This window comes from Streptosporangium subroseum, from assembly GCF_900188345.1.
GTDB classification, from domain to species: domain Bacteria; phylum Actinomycetota; class Actinomycetes; order Streptosporangiales; family Streptosporangiaceae; genus Streptosporangium; species Streptosporangium subroseum.
Map to the genome: position 1 here is coordinate 23,127 of NZ_FZOD01000048.1, position 22,307 is coordinate 45,433.

At 69.4% G+C, this 22,307-nt stretch carries 16 protein-coding genes; 12 read left to right on the forward strand and 4 right to left on the reverse strand.

The window, feature by feature from the left end; translation table 11 throughout:
- Window positions 1-13 precede the first annotated feature (13 nt).
- The 4 genes from CHC08_RS33805 to CHC08_RS33820 all read left to right on the forward strand — a co-directional run bounded on the left by CHC08_RS33805 (window position 14) and on the right by CHC08_RS33820 (window position 5,253).
- Window positions 14-1,120 carry an NAD(P)/FAD-dependent oxidoreductase gene (locus tag CHC08_RS33805; protein WP_089211449.1) on the forward strand — a complete coding sequence of 369 codons (1,107 nt, stop codon included), beginning with the start codon at window positions 14-16 and terminating at the stop codon, window positions 1,118-1,120.
- 167 nt (window positions 1,121-1,287) lie between these two features.
- On the forward strand, window positions 1,288-2,628 hold the full coding sequence (locus CHC08_RS33810) for a hypothetical protein (RefSeq protein ID WP_089211450.1): 1,341 nt from the start codon (window positions 1,288-1,290) through the stop codon (window positions 2,626-2,628).
- 621 nt (window positions 2,629-3,249) lie between these two features.
- Window positions 3,250-4,365, forward strand: a complete 1,116-nt coding sequence (locus CHC08_RS33815) for an FAD-dependent oxidoreductase (RefSeq protein ID WP_089211451.1) — start codon at window positions 3,250-3,252, stop codon at window positions 4,363-4,365.
- A gap of 171 nt (window positions 4,366-4,536) precedes the next feature.
- Entirely contained in the window at window positions 4,537-5,253 is a 717-nt protein-coding gene (locus CHC08_RS33820; RefSeq protein ID WP_179282362.1) for a L,D-transpeptidase family protein, read from the forward strand.
- A 447-nt stretch (window positions 5,254-5,700) separates the two neighbouring features.
- Here CHC08_RS33820 and CHC08_RS33825 read toward each other — a convergent pair whose 3' ends face one another.
- Window positions 5,701-5,901, reverse strand: coding sequence for an EF-hand domain-containing protein (locus tag CHC08_RS33825; RefSeq protein WP_089211453.1), 201 nt, complete (start codon window positions 5,899-5,901; stop codon window positions 5,701-5,703).
- Window positions 5,902-6,090: 189 nt separating this feature from the next.
- Window positions 6,091-8,361, reverse strand: a complete 2,271-nt coding sequence (gene secD, locus CHC08_RS33830; RefSeq protein WP_089211454.1) for a protein translocase subunit SecD — start codon at window positions 8,359-8,361, stop codon at window positions 6,091-6,093.
- Window positions 8,362-8,495: 134 nt separating this feature from the next.
- Here secD and CHC08_RS33835 point away from each other — a divergent pair, with 134 nt between their 5' ends.
- Window positions 8,496-10,157, forward strand: coding sequence for an alpha-amylase family protein (locus CHC08_RS33835; protein ID WP_089211455.1), 1,662 nt, complete (start codon window positions 8,496-8,498; stop codon window positions 10,155-10,157).
- Window positions 10,158-10,527: 370 nt separating this feature from the next.
- On the opposite strand, the gene CHC08_RS33840 is transcribed toward CHC08_RS33835, so the two are convergent.
- Window positions 10,528-12,393, reverse strand: coding sequence for a CASTOR/POLLUX-related putative ion channel (locus CHC08_RS33840; protein ID WP_089211456.1), 1,866 nt, complete (start codon window positions 12,391-12,393; stop codon window positions 10,528-10,530).
- A 378-nt stretch (window positions 12,394-12,771) separates the two neighbouring features.
- Here CHC08_RS33840 and CHC08_RS33845 point away from each other — a divergent pair, with 378 nt between their 5' ends.
- From CHC08_RS33845 to CHC08_RS33875, 7 genes are read left to right on the forward strand one after another with little or no spacing between them, the layout of a single operon-like run.
- Window positions 12,772-13,326, forward strand: coding sequence for a Rossmann-fold NAD(P)-binding domain-containing protein (locus CHC08_RS33845; RefSeq protein ID WP_089211457.1), 555 nt, complete (start codon window positions 12,772-12,774; stop codon window positions 13,324-13,326).
- Window positions 13,320-14,480 carry an adenosylhomocysteinase gene (locus CHC08_RS33850; protein ID WP_089211458.1) on the forward strand — a complete coding sequence of 387 codons (1,161 nt, stop codon included), beginning with the start codon at window positions 13,320-13,322 and terminating at the stop codon, window positions 14,478-14,480. The genes CHC08_RS33845 and CHC08_RS33850 overlap by 7 nt, the downstream gene beginning before the upstream one ends.
- On the forward strand, window positions 14,477-16,171 hold the full coding sequence (locus CHC08_RS33855; protein ID WP_089211459.1) for an ABC transporter ATP-binding protein: 1,695 nt from the start codon (window positions 14,477-14,479) through the stop codon (window positions 16,169-16,171). Before CHC08_RS33850 ends, CHC08_RS33855 begins: the two co-directional genes overlap by 4 nt.
- Window positions 16,168-16,734 (forward strand): ECF transporter S component, encoded by a 567-nt coding sequence (locus CHC08_RS33860; protein ID WP_089211460.1) that lies wholly within the window; start codon window positions 16,168-16,170, stop codon window positions 16,732-16,734. Before CHC08_RS33855 ends, CHC08_RS33860 begins: the two co-directional genes overlap by 4 nt.
- A gap of 3 nt (window positions 16,735-16,737) precedes the next feature.
- Entirely contained in the window at window positions 16,738-17,556 is an 819-nt protein-coding gene (locus tag CHC08_RS33865; protein ID WP_089211461.1) for an energy-coupling factor transporter transmembrane component T family protein, read from the forward strand.
- Window positions 17,553-18,833 carry an amidohydrolase family protein gene (locus CHC08_RS33870; protein WP_089211483.1) on the forward strand — a complete coding sequence of 427 codons (1,281 nt, stop codon included), beginning with the start codon at window positions 17,553-17,555 and terminating at the stop codon, window positions 18,831-18,833. The genes CHC08_RS33865 and CHC08_RS33870 overlap by 4 nt, the downstream gene beginning before the upstream one ends.
- An 18-nt stretch (window positions 18,834-18,851) precedes the next feature.
- A complete protein-coding gene (locus CHC08_RS33875; protein WP_089211462.1) occupies window positions 18,852-20,759 on the forward strand; it encodes a sensor histidine kinase in 1,908 nt (635 codons plus the stop codon).
- On the opposite strand, the gene CHC08_RS33880 is transcribed toward CHC08_RS33875, so the two are convergent.
- A complete protein-coding gene (locus CHC08_RS33880; protein WP_245878722.1) occupies window positions 20,716-22,143 on the reverse strand; it encodes a hypothetical protein in 1,428 nt (475 codons plus the stop codon). The genes CHC08_RS33875 and CHC08_RS33880 overlap by 44 nt on opposite strands.
- Between the last annotated feature and the right edge of the window lie 164 nt (window positions 22,144-22,307).

A 22,307-nucleotide genomic window follows, 5' to 3' on the forward strand; every position in this document is an offset into this window, starting at 1 on the left:
GAAGGGGACGCCGATGAGGTCCGTCGTCATTGTCGGAGCGGGTATCTGGGGAACGTCGCTGGCGCTGCGGCTGGCGGAGTCGGGGTGGCGGGTCACGCTGGTCGAGCAGTACCAGCCGGGGCACCTGCGGCAGGCGAGCGCAGGGGAGACGCGGCTGCTGCGGTCCGCGCACGGCACCGACGAATGGTATGCCCGGCTGGCGCGGCGGGCCCGTGAGCTGTGGCGGGAGCTCGGTGACCGGGTCGGCGAGGAGCTGTACGCGGAGATGGGAATGCTCTGGTTCGCCCGGCGGGCGCGGGGGTGGGAACACTCCAGCGCCTCGGTTCTGGAACGGCTCGGCATTCCGCATGAGATCTGGGACCCGGCCAGGGCGGGGGCCGCCTTCCCCGACTTCCGCGGCGACGACCTGGAATTCGCGCTCTGGGAGCCCGAGGCCGGAGTGGTCAGGGCCAGGCGGGCCACGCAGGTGACGGCCAGGCTCGCCCTCGCCGCCGGGGTCGAGTTGGTCAGGGGGCGGGCGGAGCCGTACGGCGGGTCGGTGCGGGTCGGCGGGGAGGTGCTGCGCGCGGATCGGGTGGTCTGGGCGTGCGGGGCCTGGCTGCCCCGGCTGTTTCCCGGGCTCGTGGACCTCCAGGTCACCAAGCAGGACACGCTGCACTTCGCGGTGCCGGGCGGGTGGGACACCCCGGCGTGGGTCGACTACGACGCGTCGATCTACGGGCACGGGGACATCGACGGGCTCGGGATGAAGGTGTCGTCGGACGCCGAGGGCGAGCCGTACGACGCGGAGACCGGGGACCGCAGGATCTCGGCGGCGAGCGAGGACGTCTCGCGGGCCTACCTCCGGCGCAGGTTCCCGAGTCTGGTGGGGGCGCCCGTGCTGTTCAGCCAGGTCTGCCAGTACACCTTCACGCACGACAGCGAGTGGATCATCGCCCAGCCGGAGGACGGCGTCTGGCTGCTCGGCGGCGAGTCGGGACACGGTTTCAAGCACGCCCCGGCCCTGGCCGAGTACGTTGCGGAGATCCTTGAGGGCGGCCGCAAGCCCGAGCCCCGCTTCGGTCTTCACGAGCGGATTCCCGCCCGTGGCCTGCGCACGAGCGGCCAGACCGATCGGTGATCGGTGGTCACGACCGCGCACCGGACGGCCTCCGGAACGTGGAGATTTCGATGTTTTCGTGACCGGAGTTGTTTTCCTGACCGGGGTTGTTGGGGTGATCTCGTCTGGCTAGAGTGCAAACAAATTGTTTTGATGCTTTTGACCGGCTTTACCGGGGAGTTCTGTACATGCGATTTTCTCTGCGCCGGGCTCTCGCCATCGGCGCCACGCTCGCGGTCGTCGGTGTCATGACGCCGGGGGCCGCCTACTCGCAGGCTGACGACCCTCGTAGCTGCAACGATCTGATGGGTGCCGACACCCCCGCGTACGTCGTCTGCGTGTGGCTTGCGAAGCCGGAGGAGGCCCTTGACGTCGCGTTGTTCTGGGGGGCCAACGACTCGGCCAACCTCAAGGAGGCCACTCCCCAGGACGGGAAGTTCCTCGACTGCTCCTCTCCGGGGGACGTCTGCCCCACGCCGGAGGGCGAGGAGATCTCGGGCGACGAGAACTCACCCGTCCCCGAGGGCGCCGAGGACGGCGGGGTGCCCGAGTGCGAAGCGGGCCAGGAGTGCGCGATCGGCGGGTATGAGGCCGGTGGCGACGGGACGGTGAGCGGATCGGAGCTGGGCGGCTCCAAGCTCCCCGTCGGCGCCGCGACGACCAAGAACGTGACCCTGCAGGACACCGCCGCTGTCGCCGCCGCCGCCCAGACCCCCACCGGCCAGGCGATCACCGCCGCCAAGGCCGACGGATTCAGGGTCTGGATCGACACCGAGCTGGCCGACGACTGGAAGGCGGGCACGACGACCTTCGCCGCGGCCGTCAAGCGCATCGGCGCACTGGCCGCGCGGCCGGAGGTGGCCGGGATCCGCTTCACCTCCCAGCTGGGCTACAACAAGAACTTCAAGACGGCGGAGGAGATCAACACCTTCGTCACCGCCGCGTCCACGGCCCTGCGCCAGGCCGCGCCCGGTAAGCGGCTGGGCGTGCACACGGTCGTGCCCGAGTTCGCCTGTGGCGCGAACGCCGCCTGCAAGACGGAGATGCGCAAGCAGTACCCGCTGCTCGTCCCCGAGCAGTTGGAGGCATCCCTGACCGCCGGGGGCATCGACCAGATCTCCCTGGACACCGGCCTGCTGTACGGCGGTTACACGCCCTGGAAGATCAGCGCCGAGCAGGCGCAGCGCAACCAGTGGATCCAGGTCCGCGCCAGCTCGTGGGACGTCCTGGCCCAGGTCGCCGCAGAGGAGACCGGTCTCGTCGGTGAGGTCACCGCCGAGCAGGTCGCCTCCCGGGTGTCCAAGCCCGTCATGGACGGTGCCGCTCAGCAGGTGAACCTCTGGACCCGCGTCCAGAACGCCCAGGGCACGGCGAGCCGGCTGACCGCCTGGGACGAGTTGAAGAAGCTCACTCCGATCCAGCGCCGCATGGCCGCCGTCTACGACCTGACCACCCCCGAGGTGGACGTGGCCACCGACCTCAAGAAGCTCTCCGAGGTCTTCGGCCAGATCTATCTGACCACCGCCTGACACTCCCTTTTCACCGTTCACCGAAGGCCTGAGGCGACCCACGCCTCAGGCCTTCGGCATGTCCCGGGACGTCTCCACCACCGTCTGACGACGCCGCCGTGACGGCCGTCCGGCCCGCTCGGTGAACGTGATGACGGTCCGGCCCGTCCGGTGGACACGACGGCTGCCTGCCCTCCGATCCGTGCCGTCGAAGCCGCGCTCGGTGCTGCCAATAGGGGCATATAGGCGAGCCCAAATATTAACGCAGGCAATCCAGCCCCCCGAGGCCCTTATCGGCCCGTCGTAACCGCTGGGGATCGGCTAAAAATATGTCAATATTGGCCCCCGTCGATCGATGGATTGATTGCGAAAATCCAGCTCGCCACCAAACGCTCGCCATCGGAGGATTCAGGTCCGGTGCGGCTTTGCCACCATTCGATCCGGATCGTTGCCTTTACCGGTAACGGTTTCCCATCGACTCGCGGTTGCTCTTCTCCTGCGATAGGCCTTCCTCGGCTCCCGGGTTCGGCGGTATCCCGATTTACCCTGGAAGGGTTTCAGCATTCGTCATGGCGGCCTCCCGTGGTCGACCGTGCCGAAAAGTGATCGAGCTGGATGAATTCAGGAAGAAGGCGTTCTTAGGTGCGCGCGAGTTCAAGGAAGATACTTGTCGTCGGGGCAGGCGTGAGCGGACTGACGACTGCGCTCTGTCTGGCCAGGGAAGGATTCCGCGTCACCGTGATCGCGGACAAATTCGCACCCGACATTGTCTCGGTCGTCGCGGGCGCGCTGTGGGAGTGGCCGCCCGCGGTGTGCGGTTACCACCACGATCAGATCTCACTCGCTCGCTCCAAGAAGTGGTGCGTCACCTCGTACGGAATGTTCGAGGAGCTGGCCCGGGCCAAAGTCCCCGGGGTGGCCATGCGGAGATCCAACTTCTATTTCCGGCATCCCGTCGAGGAGAATCCGCAGGACCTGCACAAGATGCAGGAGCTCGCGGGGAAGGTGCGCGGCTTCGTCCGCGACCGGTCACTCGCGGAACGCAATGGCATCAGTCCCGATTACGGCGTGGTCGACGCGTACTCCCACATGGCGCCCATGATCGACACCGACCAGTACATGATGTGGCTGATGCGGCAGGTCAAGGTTCACGGCGTGCAGGTCGAGCAGTACCGAGTCGAGGGTTTGCTGACCGACCGGAGAGCCGAGCTCCTCGACCGGTTCGACGCCGAGGCGATCGTGTGCTGCGCGGGTCTCGGCACCGCCCAGCTCCGCGGCATCGACATGTATCCGCTCCGTGGCGCGCTGGTACGGGTCCGCAACGACGGGATTCGCGGATGCCGGATCAACGAGGCCCACTGCGTCTCCCACACCGAGGGGAAAGACGAACAGGACATCGTCTTCATCGTGCCGCGTAGCCAGAGAATCCTTGTTCTCGGAGGACTGGCGGAAAAGGACGAATGGGGTACGGATATCAACCTGGAGAATCATGGTCCGGTGCGGGAGATGTATGAACGCTGCCTGGCGTTCATGCCCGCACTGCGACGTGCCGAGCTGGATCCCGATGAGCCGGTCCGGGTTGGGTTGCGGCCTTTCCGGCGGGAGAACGTCTGCCTGGAATGGGATGAAGAAGGGCAGATCATTTACAATTTCGCACACGGTGGGGCCGGGTTCAGTTTCTCCTGGGGATGCGCCCAGGAGGCCGTCGGTCTGGTGCGTTCGGCCGTAGAGGATCGCACGTACTCGTATTCCTTCTGACTGGTTTCGCCGGAGAGCGGATGGGCGTGAAATATGCGAAGAACCGTCAAGTGTTTTCTGGTCGCGAACACGATCCTCACGTTGACCGCGTGCCTGCCGATCGGCAGTGCGCATATTGGTATCGGTCCACCGGGACATCCGGGGGCGCCCAGGCCTCATGCCGGCTCCTCCGTGCCCCAGACCGGGAGCGTCGCGGCGTCGGGGTTCACCACCCTGCGCGTCGGAGACAGCGGGGCCCAGGTCCAGCAGGTCCAGAGGCGGCTCGACCGGCTGGGGTTCGCCTCGGGGTCTCCCAGCCCCGAATACCGTCCCGCCCTGCGCGCGGCCGTATGGGCCTTCCAGAAGGCGAACGAACTGCCTCCCGCCGACGAGGTCGACCTGACGACCTGGCGGGCGCTCTCCCACCCGGCGCGGTTCAGGCCGCTGGTGCGCGCCGCGGAGCCCACGAGGGTGGAGATCGACCTGCGGCGCCAGCTCCTCACGGCCTGGAAGGACGGCAAGCCCGCGCTGGTCACCCACATCTCGACGGGCAACGGCGAGCACTACTGCGAGAAGGGCCGCTGCGGGGTCGCCGTCACGCCCGTCGGTGACTTCCGCGCCTGGTTCCGGACGCCCGGATGGACCAAGGGGCCCCTGGGCGAGCAGTTCTACACCGTCTATTTCAATGGGGAGGTCGGCTTCCACGGCTCCGAACGGGTCCCCCTGCGTCCCGCGTCCCACGGATGCATCCGCGTCCCGCTCCACAACGCCAGACCCCTCTACGACATGATCCCGACGGGGACCCCGGTCTACGTCCGCCGCTCCGAGGCTCCCGAACGCCCCGGGGGTTCCGGGCGTCCCGGGCGTCCCGGGCAGAACGCGGAGCAGGAGAAGACCGAACGGAGCTGACCGGAGCCGGGGCTTCTCGTACCTCACCTGGCCGCGGGCCGTACGGGAGGGCGGGGCGATCATCGGGCGCGCATACCGAACGGAGTCGATCGGAGCCGGGACCTTCTCGCCGCACCTGGCCAGATGCCGTACGGGAGGGTGAGGCGGTCACCGTGCGCGCATGCCGAAACCGGCGGCAGGTGTCGAGACCGCGCCGGCGGGGAATGGATCTGATCCACGCTCGGCCCGCGACTGGCTCATCGCGGCCGGTAGGGGGGATTCACGGGTCGAGCGTGGGCGAACCGTCGGGAGTGCCGCCAGGTCAGCGGTTGCCAGAGGTGCCATGAGGTCGGTATGCCGACCTCTGGCCTCGCCGAGGGCCTCGGGGTCGAGGACCACGCGCTCGGGGACAGCGGCGCATCGGCGAGGGCCGGATCGAGGTCTGTTCGGGACGTCTCCTCTTCGGGCCTACTTGAGGTAGTTGCCGAACTCCTCCAGGGACATGAGACCGTTGCCATCGTGGTCGATCTTGGCGATGGCCTCGGTGGCAGCCTCGATGGTGATCGGCTGGCCGAGCACCTCCATGAGCTGCGTCAGCTCGTTGGCCGAGATGAAGCCGTCGTTATCGACATCGACAATCTTGAAAGTCATCGCGTAGTCGTCCGCCATGAGGGCATCCGCCTTCCAGAGCAGGGGAATCAGACGCGAAGCACATTAGCGGGATATCGCTAGGTTGAGGACATTCTTGCTTTCTTACTCGACCTCCTTGACGTTCCCCCTCCCCTGACGGGTCACGGGGGAGGGGTTCTCCGCGGGCTCATGGAGGGCGGGAGCCGCCCTCCATGAGCCTCGGTGCGGTCAGAGCACGGCGCCCGACCCCTCGGGGGCGGCGACCTTCCCCCTGCGCTTGGGCTGCGGCGGCGGTGTGGAGCTGCGCTTCTCGAGCTCGATCGCCAGCGGCACCGCGACCAGCGCCGAGGAGAGCGTGCCGGCGATGATGCCGATCAGCAGCGCCACCGCGAAGTTCGTCAGCGAGTCGCCACCGAGCATGGCCAGCGCCGCCAGGATGAACAGCGCCCCCAGGCCCGTGTTCACCGTACGGGGCACGGTCTGCAGGATCGCGGTGTTCGCCACCTCCTCGAACGAGACCTTGCGCTGCGCTCCCCACAGTTCGCGGATGCGGTCGAAGACCACGACCTTGTCGTTGACCGAGTAGCCGATCACGGTGAGCATCGCCGCCAGGAAGACCCCGTCCACCGGCTTGTTCAACCACGCGAACGTGCCGATCACGATCGCCGCGTCGGCGACCAGGGCCAGCACCGCCGCGAGCCCGAACGTCCACCGGAACCGGAACACGAGGTAGGCGAGCTGCGCGGCGAGCGCGACGCACAGCGCGATGAGCGCGTTGCGGCGCAGCTCGTCCCCGAGGCTCGGGCCGATGAGCTCGTCGCGTTCCTTGGTGACCTGGCCTCCCCTGCTCTCCAGCGCGGTCTCGATCTTCGCCACCTCGGCGTTGCCGATCTGACCGGTTCGTACGGAGATGTCATCGCCCGACGACTGCACCACCGCGTTCGGGTAGCCCACGCCGCTGACCAGCTCGCGAGCGGCGTCGGCGGTCATCGGGGTGCTCGTGGAGTACTCCACGAGCCTGCCTCCGGTGAACTCCACGCCGTAGTTGAGCCCTCGGACCATCAGGCCGCCCACCGCGACGCCCACCAGCGCGCAGGTGACCGCGAGATAGAGCGCACGGCGGCGCATCAGGTCGGGCCTGCGCGCGTTCAGCCAGGTCCGGACGCGCCCGATGTCGGACAGTCCGGTCAGCTTCGGCCGATCCAGCACGCTCCTGCGGCTCATCGCCCACTGTGTCATGACGCGGGTGATGACCATCGCGGTGATCAGTGAGGCGACCACGCCGATGCTCAGCGTGACGCCGAACCCGCGCACCGGCCCCGAGGCCAGGAAGAACAGCAGTCCCGCGGCGAGAAGCGTGGTGATGTTGGAGTCGGCCACCGCGCTCCAGGCGTTGCGGAAGCCCTTCTCCAGCGCGGTCTTGAAGTTCGGTTCGAGGGCGTACTCCTCCCGGGCGCGTTCGAAGACCAGCACGTTGGCGTCGACCGCCATGCCGATCGCCAGCACGAAGCCCGCGAGGCCGGGCAGGGTGAGCGTGGCGCCGAGTCCCACCAGCGCCGCGTAGGAGATGAGCGCGTAACAGATCAGGGCGATCGCGGCGATGAAGCCCACGAGCCGGTAGGTCACGATGATGAACAGCGCGGTGAGTATCACGCCGATGACCGCGGCCTGGGCACTGGCCGCGATCGCGGCGGCGCCGAGCGTCGGGCCGACGGTCCGCTGCTCGACGATCTCGACGGGCACCGGCAGGGAACCGCCCTTGATCAGCGTGGCCAGGTCCCTGGCCTCATCCGCGGTGAAGTTGCCGGTGATCTGCGTCGAGCCGCTGGGCAGACCCACCCTGCAGGCCACGTCCGAGTTCATCTGCGGCGAGACGACGACCTTGGAGTCGAGGACGATGGCGACCCTGCGCTTCGGGTCGCCCACCGGGTTGCAGGCGGCCGCGCCGGTCAGCTTGGCCCACGCCTCACGACCCTGCTCGCGGAAGTCGACGGCGACGTACCAGCCGCCGCCCAGCTGGGCGTCGTTCCCTGCCCCGGCGTCGCTGACACCGTCGCCGGTGAGCTGGGCCGGTCCGAGGAGCAGCTTGGCGCCGTACTCATCGTTCATGATCTGCTCCCCCTTCCGCGCCTTGGCCGTGGCGTCGGGCACGGCGAGGACGGGGTGGAAGGTGAGCTGGGCGGTCTTGCCGATGATCGCGGCGGCCTTGGCCGGGTCCTGCACGCCGGGCAGTTCCACGATGATGCGCCGCTCGCCGGAACGGGCCAGCGGCGCGTCCGCCACCCCCAGGGAGTCGGCCCGGCGGCGGAGCACCTCAAGGGTGCGGTCGGTGGCCTCGGCGTTGGCCTTGACGGTCGGGGAGTCTCTCGTCTCCAGCACGATCTGGGTGCCGCCGCGCAGGTCGAGACCCAGGCGCGGGGACATGGTCAGGGCGATGAACAATGAGGTCGCGATGACGGCTAACGCCGCCATCGCACGCACCACAGGGGCACGCGTCATAGAAGCCTCCACAACTGGGGGGAGGTTTCGGATATGGCAAGGCACCCGGAGTGATTCCGGGATATTTCATCGGGGGCTTTCAGCTCATACCCGCCGTATCTCATAAACGTGCCATGCGGGGGTAGTGCGCATGCATGCGACTGACCTACACAGCTGACCTATGGTGGAAGAACGCGGTCGTCTACTGCCTCGACGTCGAGACCTACAAGGACGGCAACGGCGACGGCATCGGAGACTTCCGCGGTCTCACCCAGCAGGTCGACCACCTGGACCGGCTCGGCGTGACCTGCATCTGGTTGATGCCGTTCTTCCCGAGCCCCAGCCGCGACGACGGCTACGACATCGACGACTTCTACTCCGTTGATCCCCGTCTGGGCACCCTGGGCGACTTCGTGGAGTTCATGCGCACCGCCAGGGACCGGGGTATGCGCGTGATCGCCGACCTCGTGGTCAACCACACCTCCGACGAGCACCCCTGGTTCAAGGAGGCGCGCTCCAGCCGGGACTCGCCCAAACGGGACTGGTACATCTGGCAGGACAAGCCCGATCCCGTCGATCCCAAGGCCATCGTCTTCCCCGACAAGGAGGACAGCCTCTGGGAGCTCGACAAGAAGACCGGCCAGTACTACTACCACAGCTTCTACAAGTTCCAGCCCGACCTGAACACGGCCAATCCGGAGGTCCGCGACGAGATCGCGCGCATCCTCGGCTTCTGGATGGAGCTCGGGCTGTCCGGGTTCCGGGTGGACGCCGTGCCCTTCCTGATCGAGGGCATCGGCGGCGACCCGCACGAGTTCCTCGCCGACCTGCGCTCCTTCATGAACCGCCGCGACGGCACCTCGATCCTGCTGGGCGAGGTCAACCTGCCCTACCCGGACCTGATGGAATACTTCGGCGACGCCGACAACGGCGACGAGGTCACCATGTGTTTCGACTTCATCGCCATGCAGCGGTTCCACCTGTCGATGGCCCGCCAGAACCCGGAGCTCCTCGCCGACGCCCTGCGCGAGCGGCCCGAGCCGCCCGACGACTCCCAGTGGGCGATGTTCGTCCGCAACCACGACGAGCTGACCCTCGACAAGCTCACCGAGTCGCAGAAGCAGGAGGTCTTCGACGCCTTCGGTCCCGACAAGGACATGCAGGTCTACGATCGGGGCCTCCGCCGTCGCCTGCCGCCGATGCTCGACGGCGACCTGCGACGGATGAAGCTCGCCTACAGCGTGCTGTTCTCGCTGCCGGGTACGCCGGTGCTCTTCTACGGCGAGGAGATCGGCCTCGGCGAGAACCTCAAGGGCGAGGGTCGGATGGCCGTCCGGGTCCCGATGCAGTGGTCCGCGAGCGGCGGGTTCTCACCCAACCCCAAGACCCTCGTGCCGTCTCCCACGGGGAAGTTCGGCCCGAAGAACGTCAACGTGAACGACCAGCGCCGCGACCCGGACTCGATGCTCCGATGGATCATGCTGCTGATCGAGCGCTACCGGGAGTCGCCCGAGCTGGCCTGGGGCGCCTACGAGGTGCTGGACGCCGGGGACGAGGCCGTGCTGGCCCACCGGGCCGACGCCGAGGGCGGCACCGTGGTCGCCGTCCACAACTTCGCCGACCGCGAGGCGAAGGTGGAGCTCACGCTCGAAAAGCTCGGCCACTGCGACGTGCTGACCGACCTGCTGGTGGACGGCACGCTCAAACTGCCCCGCAGCGGCCGGGTCAAGTTCACGCTGGAGCCGTACGGCACCCGCTGGTTCCGCGCCTCCATCCCCGACGCACCCCTGGAGGACAGCTCGGCCAAGAGCGGGTGACCCTCCTTCAGGGCGCACCCCGGGTGAGCCCGGCCGGGTGGACGCGTGCCGGATGGGCCGAGCGGTCCGGCCGGGGGGCGCGTGCCGGAACCGCATCGCCGCGGCCGGTGCGGGGGAGGGGCGCGCCCGAGTACGGAGAGGTCTCCCGATGCGCATATGCTGCGCATCGTCGTTTTCGTGGATTTAGCAGGACATAGAGGGAGAAGCTCGCCGTGTACAAGGAGTTCGCAGTTGAGGCCGTGGTGTGGCTGATCCCCGTCGCCGTTCTGCTCGGACTGGCTTTCATGATCACTGCCTGATCCGGGCGGAGCAGGGGAGCCCGAGACGCCGCCGGAGACCTGGGCGGCGTCCGGCCAGGACGGTCACGGGGTCAGCGTTCGGCCAGGACGATCACCGAGTCGTCGGGGCCGAGGTCGAGCGGTCGTGACTTGCTGGGATTGAGGACGACGCCGAAGTGCGGAGCCTCGTTCACCCGGTCCGCCAGGCGGTAGCCGATCGCGGTCTCGCCGCGACGGCGGGCCGCCTCGATCACCGAGGCGAAGCCGACCGGGGCTCCCGGGCGGACATAGAGGTTCGCCGGGCGAGGATAGATCTCCGAGCCGCGGGAGTCGAAGAGGTAGCCGAACACCTCGGCCAGATGCTGGTTCTCGGCGAGCTGGGCCAGGAGCAGGCCGATGACCGTGTCACTGATCACGATGTCGTCGGCCTGGGTGACCTCGGCCAGGCTCCGGTTGTTCTCGTCGTGCATCTCGCTCACGATCGAGTAGCGCTCGCCGAGTGACGTCTGCATGTCCCGCAGCTGCAGGAGGGTCATCAGGGTCCGGGTGTCGGCGTGGTCGGTGCCGTAGCGGTCGTCGGAGAGCACGATCACGTGCTGGTAGACGCCCAGGCCCAGGGACTCCAGCGCGTAGCGGTCGGAGGTGTCGCAGTCCTTGGCGTTCACCGTGAGGTTGACCAGCCCCTCGAAGCCGAACGCGGCGTCGGGGTGGTCGGAGGCGATGTCCAGGACGGAGCCGGGGGCGACGTATCCGTCGAGGTAGCGGACGATCTGGCGGCCCCTGCTGTTCCAGTTGAGGATCAGGGTCCGCTCCGTGCCCGGCTTGACGTGCTCGGCCGAGACGATCGCGTCCTCCTCGGCCCCGGGCGTGCCGGCGGCCAGATGGATCAGCGAGTCGTCATGCGCGATCACGATGATCTCGTCCGAGGGGGAGATCACGGTGTCCATGGGCGGGTTCAGCATGACCCCGCTGGCGCGGCGCAGGCCGATGACCGTGGCGGTCTGGTAGGCCGGGAGCGCCTCGCCGTACGTCATGCCGGTGAGGTCCGGGTCCGAGCGCAGGTAGATCTCGCCGTCGGTGAAGTTGAGCAGGTCCATGCAGACCACGGACATGCCCGACTGCCGGGAGGACTGGACGATGAGCCGGGAGGCGGTGTCGTCGGAGTCGACCAGGTGGACGTCCGGGCCGCCGGCGAGGCGGGCGGCCGCCATGTTGGCGGTCGCGGCGATCGCGGCCACCACCGGCGGGCGGTCGCCGGACCGCTTGGCCAGCGCGAGCAGCGTCTTGATGACGTGCGCGTCGGGGTCGTCGCCCTGCGGCGACAGGACGACCACGGAACGGGCGCCGTCCAGGTTCATCAGCTTGAGGTCGGCCGGCTCGGTGGGCCGCCCGGTCCGGCAGACCAGCTTGGTCCTGCCGGTGTCGCCCACGTGCTGCCGGATGTCGTCCTCCATGGCGAGCTTGTCCTTGTCGGCCAGGATCGCGATGACCGACCCGCGGTCGCTCGCGTGTGCCTGGACCAGCTCGGTGACGATCGTGAAAACCTGCTCCGACCAGCCCAGGATCACGATGTGCCCGGTCTCGATGATCCGGGACTTGCCCTTGCGCAGCTGCTCGAACTTGCTCTTCAGCCCGTTGGAGAGCACACCGACGAGCGCGCTCACGATGAAGATCCCGCCCAGTGAGGCGGCGAACATCAACGCGATGAACGGGGCGCTCCCCGTGTCACTGGCGATCTTGCTCGGACTCAGCGTCCGCATCAGGGCCACCCACATCATGCCCATGACGCCGTGGTTCTTCGCCGCCTCGGACGGTGTCAGCCAGAGGCTCAGCAGCGTGACCATCAGGATCAGACCCAGTGAGACCAGGGCGAGCCAGCCGATCAGCGCCACCGTGCCTCGCGACATCGTGTTGTCGAACCAGTAGCGCAGTCGTTCTCGGAACGTCGCCCTTGACACCGAACACCTCCTGTAAGTGAACCTAGATCAACAATCTCACAAAAACGGCATGTCGATCTGGTGTTCGCACACCGGGGAGGCCCGTCGACCGGAGCGGCGGGGAGCGCGGCGGAGACCCGTCCGGAGGTGTGGCGGGACGGGGAGGGGTCCGGGCCTGCGGCGGGGCGGAGCTGGGCGGATCTTCGGCCGGCGGCGGAGCGGGACGGGCGGGTCCTCGGCCGGCGGCGGGAGGGTCACATCGGACATCCCTTATGTGTCATTACGTGAACGAACATTGTCATGAGCCATGGCTCTCCCCTTTAATCGGACCTTGCGAAGATCGGATTAGAGACCATGAGCGACGGACACCGTCGGGCACAGACCGTTATCCAGAATATTTTGCGCCTCACCAACCTGCTGATGGCGGGCAAGCGGGTGGCCGTCCTCGGGCACGAACCCGAGCTGGCCGCCCGCCTCCGTGCCATGGGCGCGCAGACCCTCGTGACCGACCCGGCGGGCGCGCTCCACGGCCACCGGGTGCTGCCGGCCGAGAGGGCGCTGCCGGTCGCCGATCTGGTGGTCGGGGCGAAGAGAGAGCACCTGGGCCTCCTGCGGGACGGCGCGATCCTGGCGACCGCGGAACCGTCCGCCGATCTGTTCGCCGTGCCCGCGGGGACGACCGCGGAGCCCTCCGCCGAGCTGCTCGCCGTGCCTGCGGAGCCGTTCGCGGGGCCGGTGGGGACGAGGGTCCGTGACGGGATCACCGCGTACAGGCTGGACGCCGACCGCGAGGTGTTCGTGCTGGACGGCGCGTACGGGCCGAACCACGGTCACGAGGCCTCCGTGCCGGACGGTGCGTACGGGCCGGACCACGGTCACGAGGTCTCCGTGCCGGACGGTGCGTACGGGCCGGAGCACGGCCGCGAGGCGTCCGTGCTGGACCGCGCGTGTTAGCCGGAATCAGGGATCCCTCGCTCCGGGCGCGCGGACTGGAGAAGATCTCCTGGGCGCGGCGCTTCATGCCGGTGCTCGACACGATCGCCGGGCAGCTCGACCTGACCGGGCGCAGGGTCGGCCTGGTGCTCATGCTGGAGCCCAAGACCGCGAACCTCGCGCTGACGCTCAGGGACGCCGGGGCAGACGTGATCGTGACCTGCCCGGCGAGCGAGGTCGCCGACGACGTGGCCGCCGCCCTCGCGCACGCGGGCGTCACCGTGCTCGCCCGCTCCGACGCCTCGCCCGCCGACGACAGGGACTTCGCGCTGCGCATGCTCCGCGAGGGGCTGGACGTGCTGGTCGACGACGGGTCCAGGGTCGTACGGCTGGCGCACGCGGAGAATCTCCTGGACGGGCTCGTCGGAGCCGCGGAGGAGACGACCAGCGGGCTGCGTCCCCTGCGGGTGATGGAGGACCGGGGCGAGCTGCGGATCCCGGTGCTGGCCGTCAACGACGCCCGCTCGAAATACCTGTTCGACAACGTGCACGGGACCGGCCAGTCCTGCGTGATGGCCGCACTCGACCTCACCGGCCTCCAGCTCGCCGGCGAGGTCTGCGTGGTCGCGGGCTACGGGTACGTGGGCCAGGGGGTGGCCCGCTACGCCAGGGCGCTCGGCGCCCGGGTCGTCGTGAGCGAGGTGGAGCCGTTCGCCGCGCTCCGCGCCCACCACGAGGGGTACGAGGTCCTGCCGCTCCTCGACGCCTGCCCGGAGGCGGGCCTGGTGTTCTCCGCGACCGGCGTCGCGCACACGATCACCGGCGAGCACCTGCGGGCCATGAGGCCCGGTGCCGTGGTGGCCGTCGCCGGAGGCGTGCCGGACGAGGTCGAGACCGGCGACGTGCCGCCGGGCGTCACCGTACTGGCCGAGGGGGAGTGCGTGAACTGCGCCGCGGCCGAGGGGAACCCGATCGAGATCATGGATCTCTCGCTGGCCGTGCAGGCGCTCGCGGTGGAGCACCTCGTCCGGCGGGGCCACGCGATGGCGCACGCGGTCCACCTCATGCCCGCGGAGCTGGACGAGCGGGTCGCCCGGCTCAAGCTGCGCGCGCTGGGGATCGGCCTCGACACACCGTCCGCACGGCAGCGAGAGTTCCTGGGAAGTGGCCTGTGACCATCAAGCTCCGCGGCGCCTCGGTCCGCTACCACTCCACCGGCCGGCAGGTGCTCGCAGGGGTGGACCTCGCCGTGGGTCCCGGGGACCTCGCGCTGGTCAGCGGGCCCTCCGGCGGCGGCAAGAGCACCCTGCTCCGGCTGCTCAACGGGCTCATCCCGCACGCCTACCGCGCCGAGGTGACCGGTGAGGTCCTGGTCGGCGGGCGGCCGGTGGCCGAGCAGACCATCAGGGAGCTGTCCACCGTCGTCGGCACGCTGCTCCAGGATCCCAGCAAGCAGATCGTCGGCACCACCGTCGACACCGAGCTGGCCTTCGGCCCGGAGAACCTGGGGCTGACCCGCGCGGAGATCCGCCGCCGGATCGGCGAGGTGGTCGAGCGGGTGGGCATCCGGCACCTGCTCGGCCGGGCCACCGCCCAGCTGAGCGGCGGCGAGCTGCAGATGGTCGCATTCGCCGGCGTGCTGGTGATGCGGCCCCGGATCGTCGTGGTGGACGAGCCGCTCGCGAACCTCGACCTGGAGGCGAGCCTGCGCCTCATGCGGGAGCTGCGCCGGTTCGTCGACGAGGGCGGGGCGGCCGTGGTCGTCGAGCACCGGGTCGAGGAGATCCTGGAGTTCGCACCCACGCAGGTCCTCTATGTGGAGGGCGGGCGGAGCAGCTACGCGGGGGACGTGGACGGTTTCCTCGCGACCGCGCCCGTGGCCCACGTGAAGCTCCCGTTCGGGACGCTCGTGGCCAGGGCCGCGGAGCTGCCCCCCGCCCCCGGCCTGCCCCGTGGAGAGATCACGCCCGCCTCCGGCGGCACGCCTCCCGCGAAGGGACCCGCCTCCGCACGGCCGGACCCGCGGCTGGACTACCGGCGGGTCACGCTGGGGTACGGCGAGCGGAACGTGCTGGAGGACGTGGACCTGGCGCTCGGAACCCACCAGCGGGTCGCGATCCTCGGAAGGAACGGGGCGGGGAAGTCCACCCTGCTGCGTGCCGCCGTACGGCTCCTCGAACCTCTGCGCGGCACGGTCCACGTGGACGGAGCGCCGATCGTCGAGCGCTCGACCCGGGATCTGGCCACCACCTTCGGATACGTCTTCCAGAACCCCGGCCAGGCGCTGTTCTGCGCGACGGTCGCCGATGAGCTGGCCTTCGGGCCCCGCAATCTCCGCTGGTCCGCCGCCGAGATCGAGCGGGTGTCGGGGGAGGTGCTGCGCGCGATGCTCCTCGACGACGAGGACGACATCATGAACCGTTCGCCACGCACGCTCTCCTTCGGCCAGCAGCGCCGGCTCACCGTCGCCCTGGCCCTGGCCATGCGGCCTCGCACGCTCATCCTCGACGAGCCCACCGCGGGTCAGGACCTGCACACCACGACCCTGTTCATGCGGCAGGTCCTGGCCGCCACCGAGAGCGTCTACTTCATCACCCACGACGTCGACCTGGCGCTGACCTCCGCCGACCGGATCGTCGTCGTCGACGGAGGCCGGATCGTCGCCGACATGTCGCCTGCCGAGCTCGCCGGCAGCGCGGACGTGTGGACGCGCGCCGGGCTCCGTCAGACCAGCCTGGTCCGGGCCATCCGCGACCACCTGCACGGCCGTAACGGCCTTCACGGCGCGGGAGGGATTCCCCACCCGTTCGACCTCGCGCGCTTCGTCTCCCACCAGTCCCACCAGGAAGGAAACCCCCCATCATGAGCACCGGGGCCTTATCGCAGCAGCACTCCCCATGGTCGATCAACTCTAGGACGGTGGTGTTCGGCGCCGTCGGCGCCGCGCTCTACGCGGTGCTCGGCCTGTTCAGCTTCCTCATCCCCGGCACCCAGAGCGTCACGGTCCGGCCCGCGTTCGCGATCGTGCCGTTCTTCGGCAAGCGCTTCGGCGTCATCGCGGGCTTCTTCGTCGGCTTCGTCGGCAACGTCATCATCGACCTCCTCCAGGGCTCCGGCCTGCAGTACTGGAACTGGAGCGTGGCCAACGGACTGGTCGGCGCCATCGCCGCGCTGATCTTCGCCGCGATCCCGCCCATCTCCAACGAGGCGGTGCGTCACATCGTCACCGCGCTCGGCGCCCTCGTCGCGACCGCGCTCGGGCTCCTCTTTGTCATCACCGACATCTGGTTCCAGGAGGGCGTCGACTTCAACGTCTTCCTGACCCTGAACTATCTCCCCGCGCTGCTGGCCAACGGCATCGCGGTCGTCATCCTCGTCCCGGTGCTGGACGCGGCCTGGGAGCCTCTCGCCAAGCGGGCGGGCCTGTAAGCGATGGACATCACGCCACGGTATCTGGGTTCGGGGTCCTTTCTCGGGCGCCGTGACCCACGGCTGCTCCTGCTGGTCCCGGTGCTCTATCTCGTGGCGGTGGCGAACGTGGCCGACGTCCGCGGCATGCTGCTCTGCACCGCGGTCGCCTGGCTGTACTACCTCGCCGCGGGCATTCCGTGGCGCGAGGTCAGGGCGAACTGGGCACTGCTGCTCACCTTCACCCTGATCCTGGTCGTGGTGAACAGCGTCGTCACCGGAGCGGACACCCGCGCGGGAACCGGTCCGGCGCTGTTCACCATCCCGGTCACCGGGACCGAGATGACCTGGACCACGCTGTCGTACGCGGTGACCACGCTGCTCCGCTACATCTCGCTCAGCATGGTCAGCTTCCCCGTGGCCTTCAACATCGCGCCCAGCGACCTCGGGACCGCCCTCGCCCGCCTGCGCCTGTCGCAGCGCCTCGCCTACGGCGTGGACCTGACCTTCAGGTTCCTGCCGTCCACCGCCGCCGCGCTGCGCGAGACCGTCGACGCCCAGCGGGTCCGCGGCTACGAGCACAGCCGCAGCCGCAACCCGTTCAGGAAGCTCCTCTCGCTGAGACCCGTCGTGGTCCCGGTGACGGTGAACGCGCTGATCGACGCCGAGGACACCGTCAACGCCATGGACCTGCGCGGCTTCGGCGCCAAGCACCGCACCTGGATGCGCGAACTCGCCTTCGGCCGTACGGACTACCTGGTCCTGGCAGGCTTCGCGGTGCTCGCCGGGGCGATGACCGCGACCAAGATCCTCGGCCCGTTCGGAGAGGTGTGGACGCCGTGATCCACTCCGCACCGCTGATCCTTCCGGTCAGCGCCCCCTTCATCCGCGACGGCGCCCTGGTCGTACGGCACGGCCGGGTCATCGCGGCCGGCCCGCGCAGGGAGATCATGGCCGAGTGGCAGGGGGAGGAGGAGACCCGCTGGGACGGGGTGATGGTCGCCGGTCTGGTCAACGCCCACACGCACCTGCAGTACACGTACATGGCCAAGGTGGGCCGGCAGCGCTACGCCTCCCTGGAGGAGTGGTCCACGGCCTTCGACGAGGTCTACTTCGGCGCCCCGATCGACTGGGCGGCCAGTGCCCGGGACGGCGCCCGGCAGGCGTTGCGGTACGGGACGACCTCGGCCGCCGACGTCGTCACCGACCTCGAGGCCCTGGGCGCGCTGCGGGACGCCGGCCTCGGCGGCCTGCCGTACCTGGAGGTGCTCGGCGACACCGACGAGAGCTGGGCCGCGTCGGGGCGGGAACGGTTCGCCGCCCTGCTACGGGATGCCGGGCAGCCGGTGGGGATCTCGCCGCACGCGCCGTACACCCTGGACACCGGGGTGCTCGGGGACGTCACCGGGCTCGCCCACGAACTGGGTCTGCGCCTGCACGTCCACCTCGCGGAGGGCGAGCACGAGCGGGAGTACACGGTCTCGGGGACCGGACCGCTGGCCCTGCTGGTCAGGGAGCTGGGATTCGACTTCGCCGTCCTGCGCGAGGGGGGCACCGGTCTCGGCCCGACGGCGCTCCTCGGCAAGCTGGGCATGCTGGGGCCCGGGTGCCACGTCGCGCACGGCGTCCACCTCGACGCCGACGACCGGGCTCTGCTCCGCGCGCGGGACACCGTCGTCGCGCTCTGCCCCCGCTCCAACCAGACGCTCGGCATGGAGGGCCCCGACGTGGCCGCGCTGCTCACCGAGGGCAACCTCGTCGCGGTCGGCACGGACTCGCTCTCCTCCTCCCCGTCGCTGGACGTGCTGGCGGACGTGGCGGTGCTGCGCGATCTCGCAGTACGGCAGGGCTACCTGGCCGCGGACCTGGACCGCAGACTGGTCGAGGCCGCGACGCTGGGCGGGGCCCACGCCCTGGGAATCGAAGGAGGTCTCGGACCCGGCGGGCCCGCCGATTTCGCGATCTTCGACGTTCCGGTGGGGGTGGAGCCGTACCGGACCCTGATCGAGGAGGGGCCCGGACGGTGCCTCGCGACGATCATCGGCGGAGAAGTGATCTGGGATTCCCGGACGCCACCCGCTACTGACTGTTATTCTGCGATCTTTCGCGATATTTACTGATATTGCAGGCACGGAGATATGGCATCCCGGACCATTCGCTTCAAGCTCTACGCGTTGCTCAGTCTCCCGATCGTGGCGCTCGTCGCACTCTGGGCGTTCGTCACCGGCTACGTCGTCGGGGACTTCTTCGAGCTGCGCCAAGCCAGCACCCTGTACGAACAGGTGTCGGCACCCGCCACCGCGCTGGCCATCGAGGTTCAGCAAGAGCGCAGGTTCTCGGCCATCCAGCTCAGCAGCGCCACCGACCAGGTCGACGGGCTGCCCGAGGCGCGCGGACGGACGGACAAGGCGGTCACCGAATTCGTCCGGCACACCACCGCACTGGAGACCACGTCGGTGCTCGACCCGGCACTGGGCGCCGCGATCTCCGAGGTCTCCCTCCAGGCGGAGAAACTGCGCACGATCCGAGGGGACGTCGACGGGCGCACGGTCAACCGGCTCCAGGCGGTCGAGGCGTTCAGTGACATCACCGACGCGGTCTACCGGCTCCAGGACCAGGTCGTCACCGTCTCGGAGATCGGGCTCTACCAGCAGGCCGTCGGGCTCCAGCGGATCTCCCACGCGCAGGACCTGCTCTCCAGGGAGAACGCGCTGATCTCCGGCGCGACCCTGGCCGGTCAGCTGACCCACGCGGAGTACGAGGCGATCGAGGTGCTCGCGCCGAACCGGCGGCTGCTGCTCTCCGAGGGCGTCGCGGCGCTGGACGACGAGCTCAGCGGTCCTTTCAAGACGCTCGTCGTCTCTCCCGGCTACCGAGGGCTGGTCGCCCTGGAGGTCGAGATCGTCGAGGAGTCGAAGCTTCCCTTCGACAAGAGGGCCTGGCAGCCCATCGCCGACGCCTTCAGCTCGACCACGGACAAGTTCCTGACCAGCCGGGGCGCGCTGCTGAACGAACGCACCGACGCCACCGCGGGCGGCATCATCGCGCAGATCATCATCGCGGGCGGCCTCGGGCTGGCCGCGATCCTGGGCGCGGTGATCCTGTCGGCCAAGCTCGGCAGGAGGCTCGCCGAGGAGCTGGGCCACCTGCGCATGACGGCCCTGGAACTGGCCGAGGTGCGGTTGCCCCAGGTCGTCGAGCGGCTCAGACGAGGGGAGTCCGTGGACGTGAAGGCCGACGCGCCGCCCATTCCCACGACCGGCACCACACTGGAGATCACCGATGTGGCCCGCGCCTTCTCCACCGTCCAGAGCACGGCCGTCGAGGCCGCCGTGGGCGAGGCCAGACTTCGCCACGGCTTCAACCGGGTCTTCCGCAACCTCGCCCGGCGCAACCAGTCGCTGGTCCACCGCCAGCTCACCCAGCTCGACTCCATGCAGCGCAAGACCTCCGAACCCGAGGTGCTTGAGGACCTCTACCGGCTGGACCACCTCACCACCCGCATGCGGCGGCAGTCGGAGGGCCTGATCATCCTCTCCGGCGCCACGGCGGGCCGTACCTGGCGCAACCCCGTGCCCCTCCTGGACGTGGTCCGCGCGGCTGTGGCCGAGGTCGAGGACTACAAGCGGATCAACGTGCTTCCCATGCCGGACGCCAAGCTGACCGGCACCGCCACCGCCGACGTCACCCACCTGCTGGCCGAGCTCCTGGAGAACGCGACGGTCTTCTCTCCGCCCACCACCCCGGTGAGCGTCCGAGGGGGGATCGCCGGGCGCGGCTTCGTGGTGGAGGTGGAGGACCGAGGGCTCGGCCTGCAGGTCAGGGAGTGCGAGGCGATCAACGAGCGACTCGCCAGCCCGCCCGCGTTCGACGTGGCCGACAGCGAGCAGCTCGGCCTGTTCGTGGTCAGCCAGCTGGCCGCCCGGCACGGCATCAAGGTCACCCTGAACCGTTCCCCCTTCGGGGGCACCACGGCGGTGGTGTTCATCCCGCAGACGGTGCTCACGGCCGCCGAGGAGGTATCGGCCGCGACGGCCTACGAATAGCCGGCACGGCCAGCGCGGCGGCGAGGCAGGCGAACGGGATCACCGGCAGGACGTAGCGGTGGTCGAAGTCGAGCACCGCCACCGGTCCCACCAGCAGCGCCGCCGCCACCCCCCAGGGCAGCAGCGCCGTCCGCCGCCGCAGCACCGCGCCCAGCCCGCCGACCGCCAGGATCACGCCGAGCAGCGGGCCGCGCAGGTAGGCGGGGTACTGGTAGGCCACGAGGAAGCTCGCGTACGGCTCGACCGAGTACAGGCCGCGGATGTCCGTGTCGTACTGCTCGCGCACCTTGTCGATCAGTGGGAAGCCGGGCAGCGGCCGGCTCCCGCGCCCGAAGCCGAAGGCCGGGGTCGTTCGGGCGGGGTGGGCCACGGGGGTCCAGGCGAAGGTGAGCCAGGTGTCCCTCACCACCTCGCGGAGATAGTCGAACGGCTGGGCCGCGATGGCGCGCAGGGCGAAGGAGCGAGCCAGGTCGTTGTGGGAGAACCTGTCACCGGGAAGCCGGTTGAGCGAGGCCCCGGGGGCCCACACGTACTCCGACGCCGCGTCCACGACCGTGCCGTTCGGGCACAGTTTCGCCTCCTCCGGCGGCGGCTCGATCACCGCGCAGTCGGCGAAGGTCATCGTGCGCGCCCACAGCGCGACCCCGTCGGCGCCGCTGAGGGCGAACCTGCCGTGATAGTGGTCGTACCAGCCCGCGTAGGCGGCGAGCGGGAGGGTCCCGGCGATCGCCATGGCCGCCAGAGGCCGCCATCCGGCGCGCCGTACGGCCAGCAGGACCAGCACCACGACCAGCAGGGGCAGCGCGATCGTCCTGGTCAGCGCGGCAGTCGCGAACAACAGGCCCGCCCCCGTGGCGGCCCGTGCCGACAGCTCCGGTGACCACATCAGGGTGACGAGCCCGGCGACGACGAGGAAGACGAACTGCGTGTCCGACAGGACGGCGTGTTCGAGCCGCAGGAAGGAGGCGTCGAACAGGACGGGCACAGTGGCCAGGGTCGCACCCCAGGCGGGCAGCGACTTCCGGCGGAGCAGGACGTAGATCATCAGCCCGATCCCGAGGCCCATGGTGTGCTGGACGGCCGCGATCACCTCCACGCTGTGGAAGGGCCACAGGGCCCTCAGCAGGAGCGGGTAGCCGATCGGATGGAACGCGGCCGACGGTCTGAGGTGGACGGCGGCGTCCAGGTAGGAGAAGGAGTCGTACCAGTAGAGCTGGGCGGGCCGGTAGCCGAGCATCGTGACCACGCGCAGGGCCGCGGCCATCATGAGGACCGCGGCGAAGAGGCGGTGGGTCGCGAGCGCACGGCGGGCCTGAGGAATCGCCACCGGGCGGAGGTCTGTGAGCACGCCGAATCCGATCGTCGTCGTGGGGAGCCGGCGCATGCGAAAGAGAGCGCACGGCGGAAGAAGAACGTGAATGAGCCGGGGCGGGCGGGAGCGAGTCGGGAGCGGCGGTCAGCCCGCCGCGGTCAGGGGCTCTCCACGGGAGAGCGGTTCGACTCGCACCTTGGAGAGACGCCGGGCAGGGCGTTCCGCTGCTTCACCCG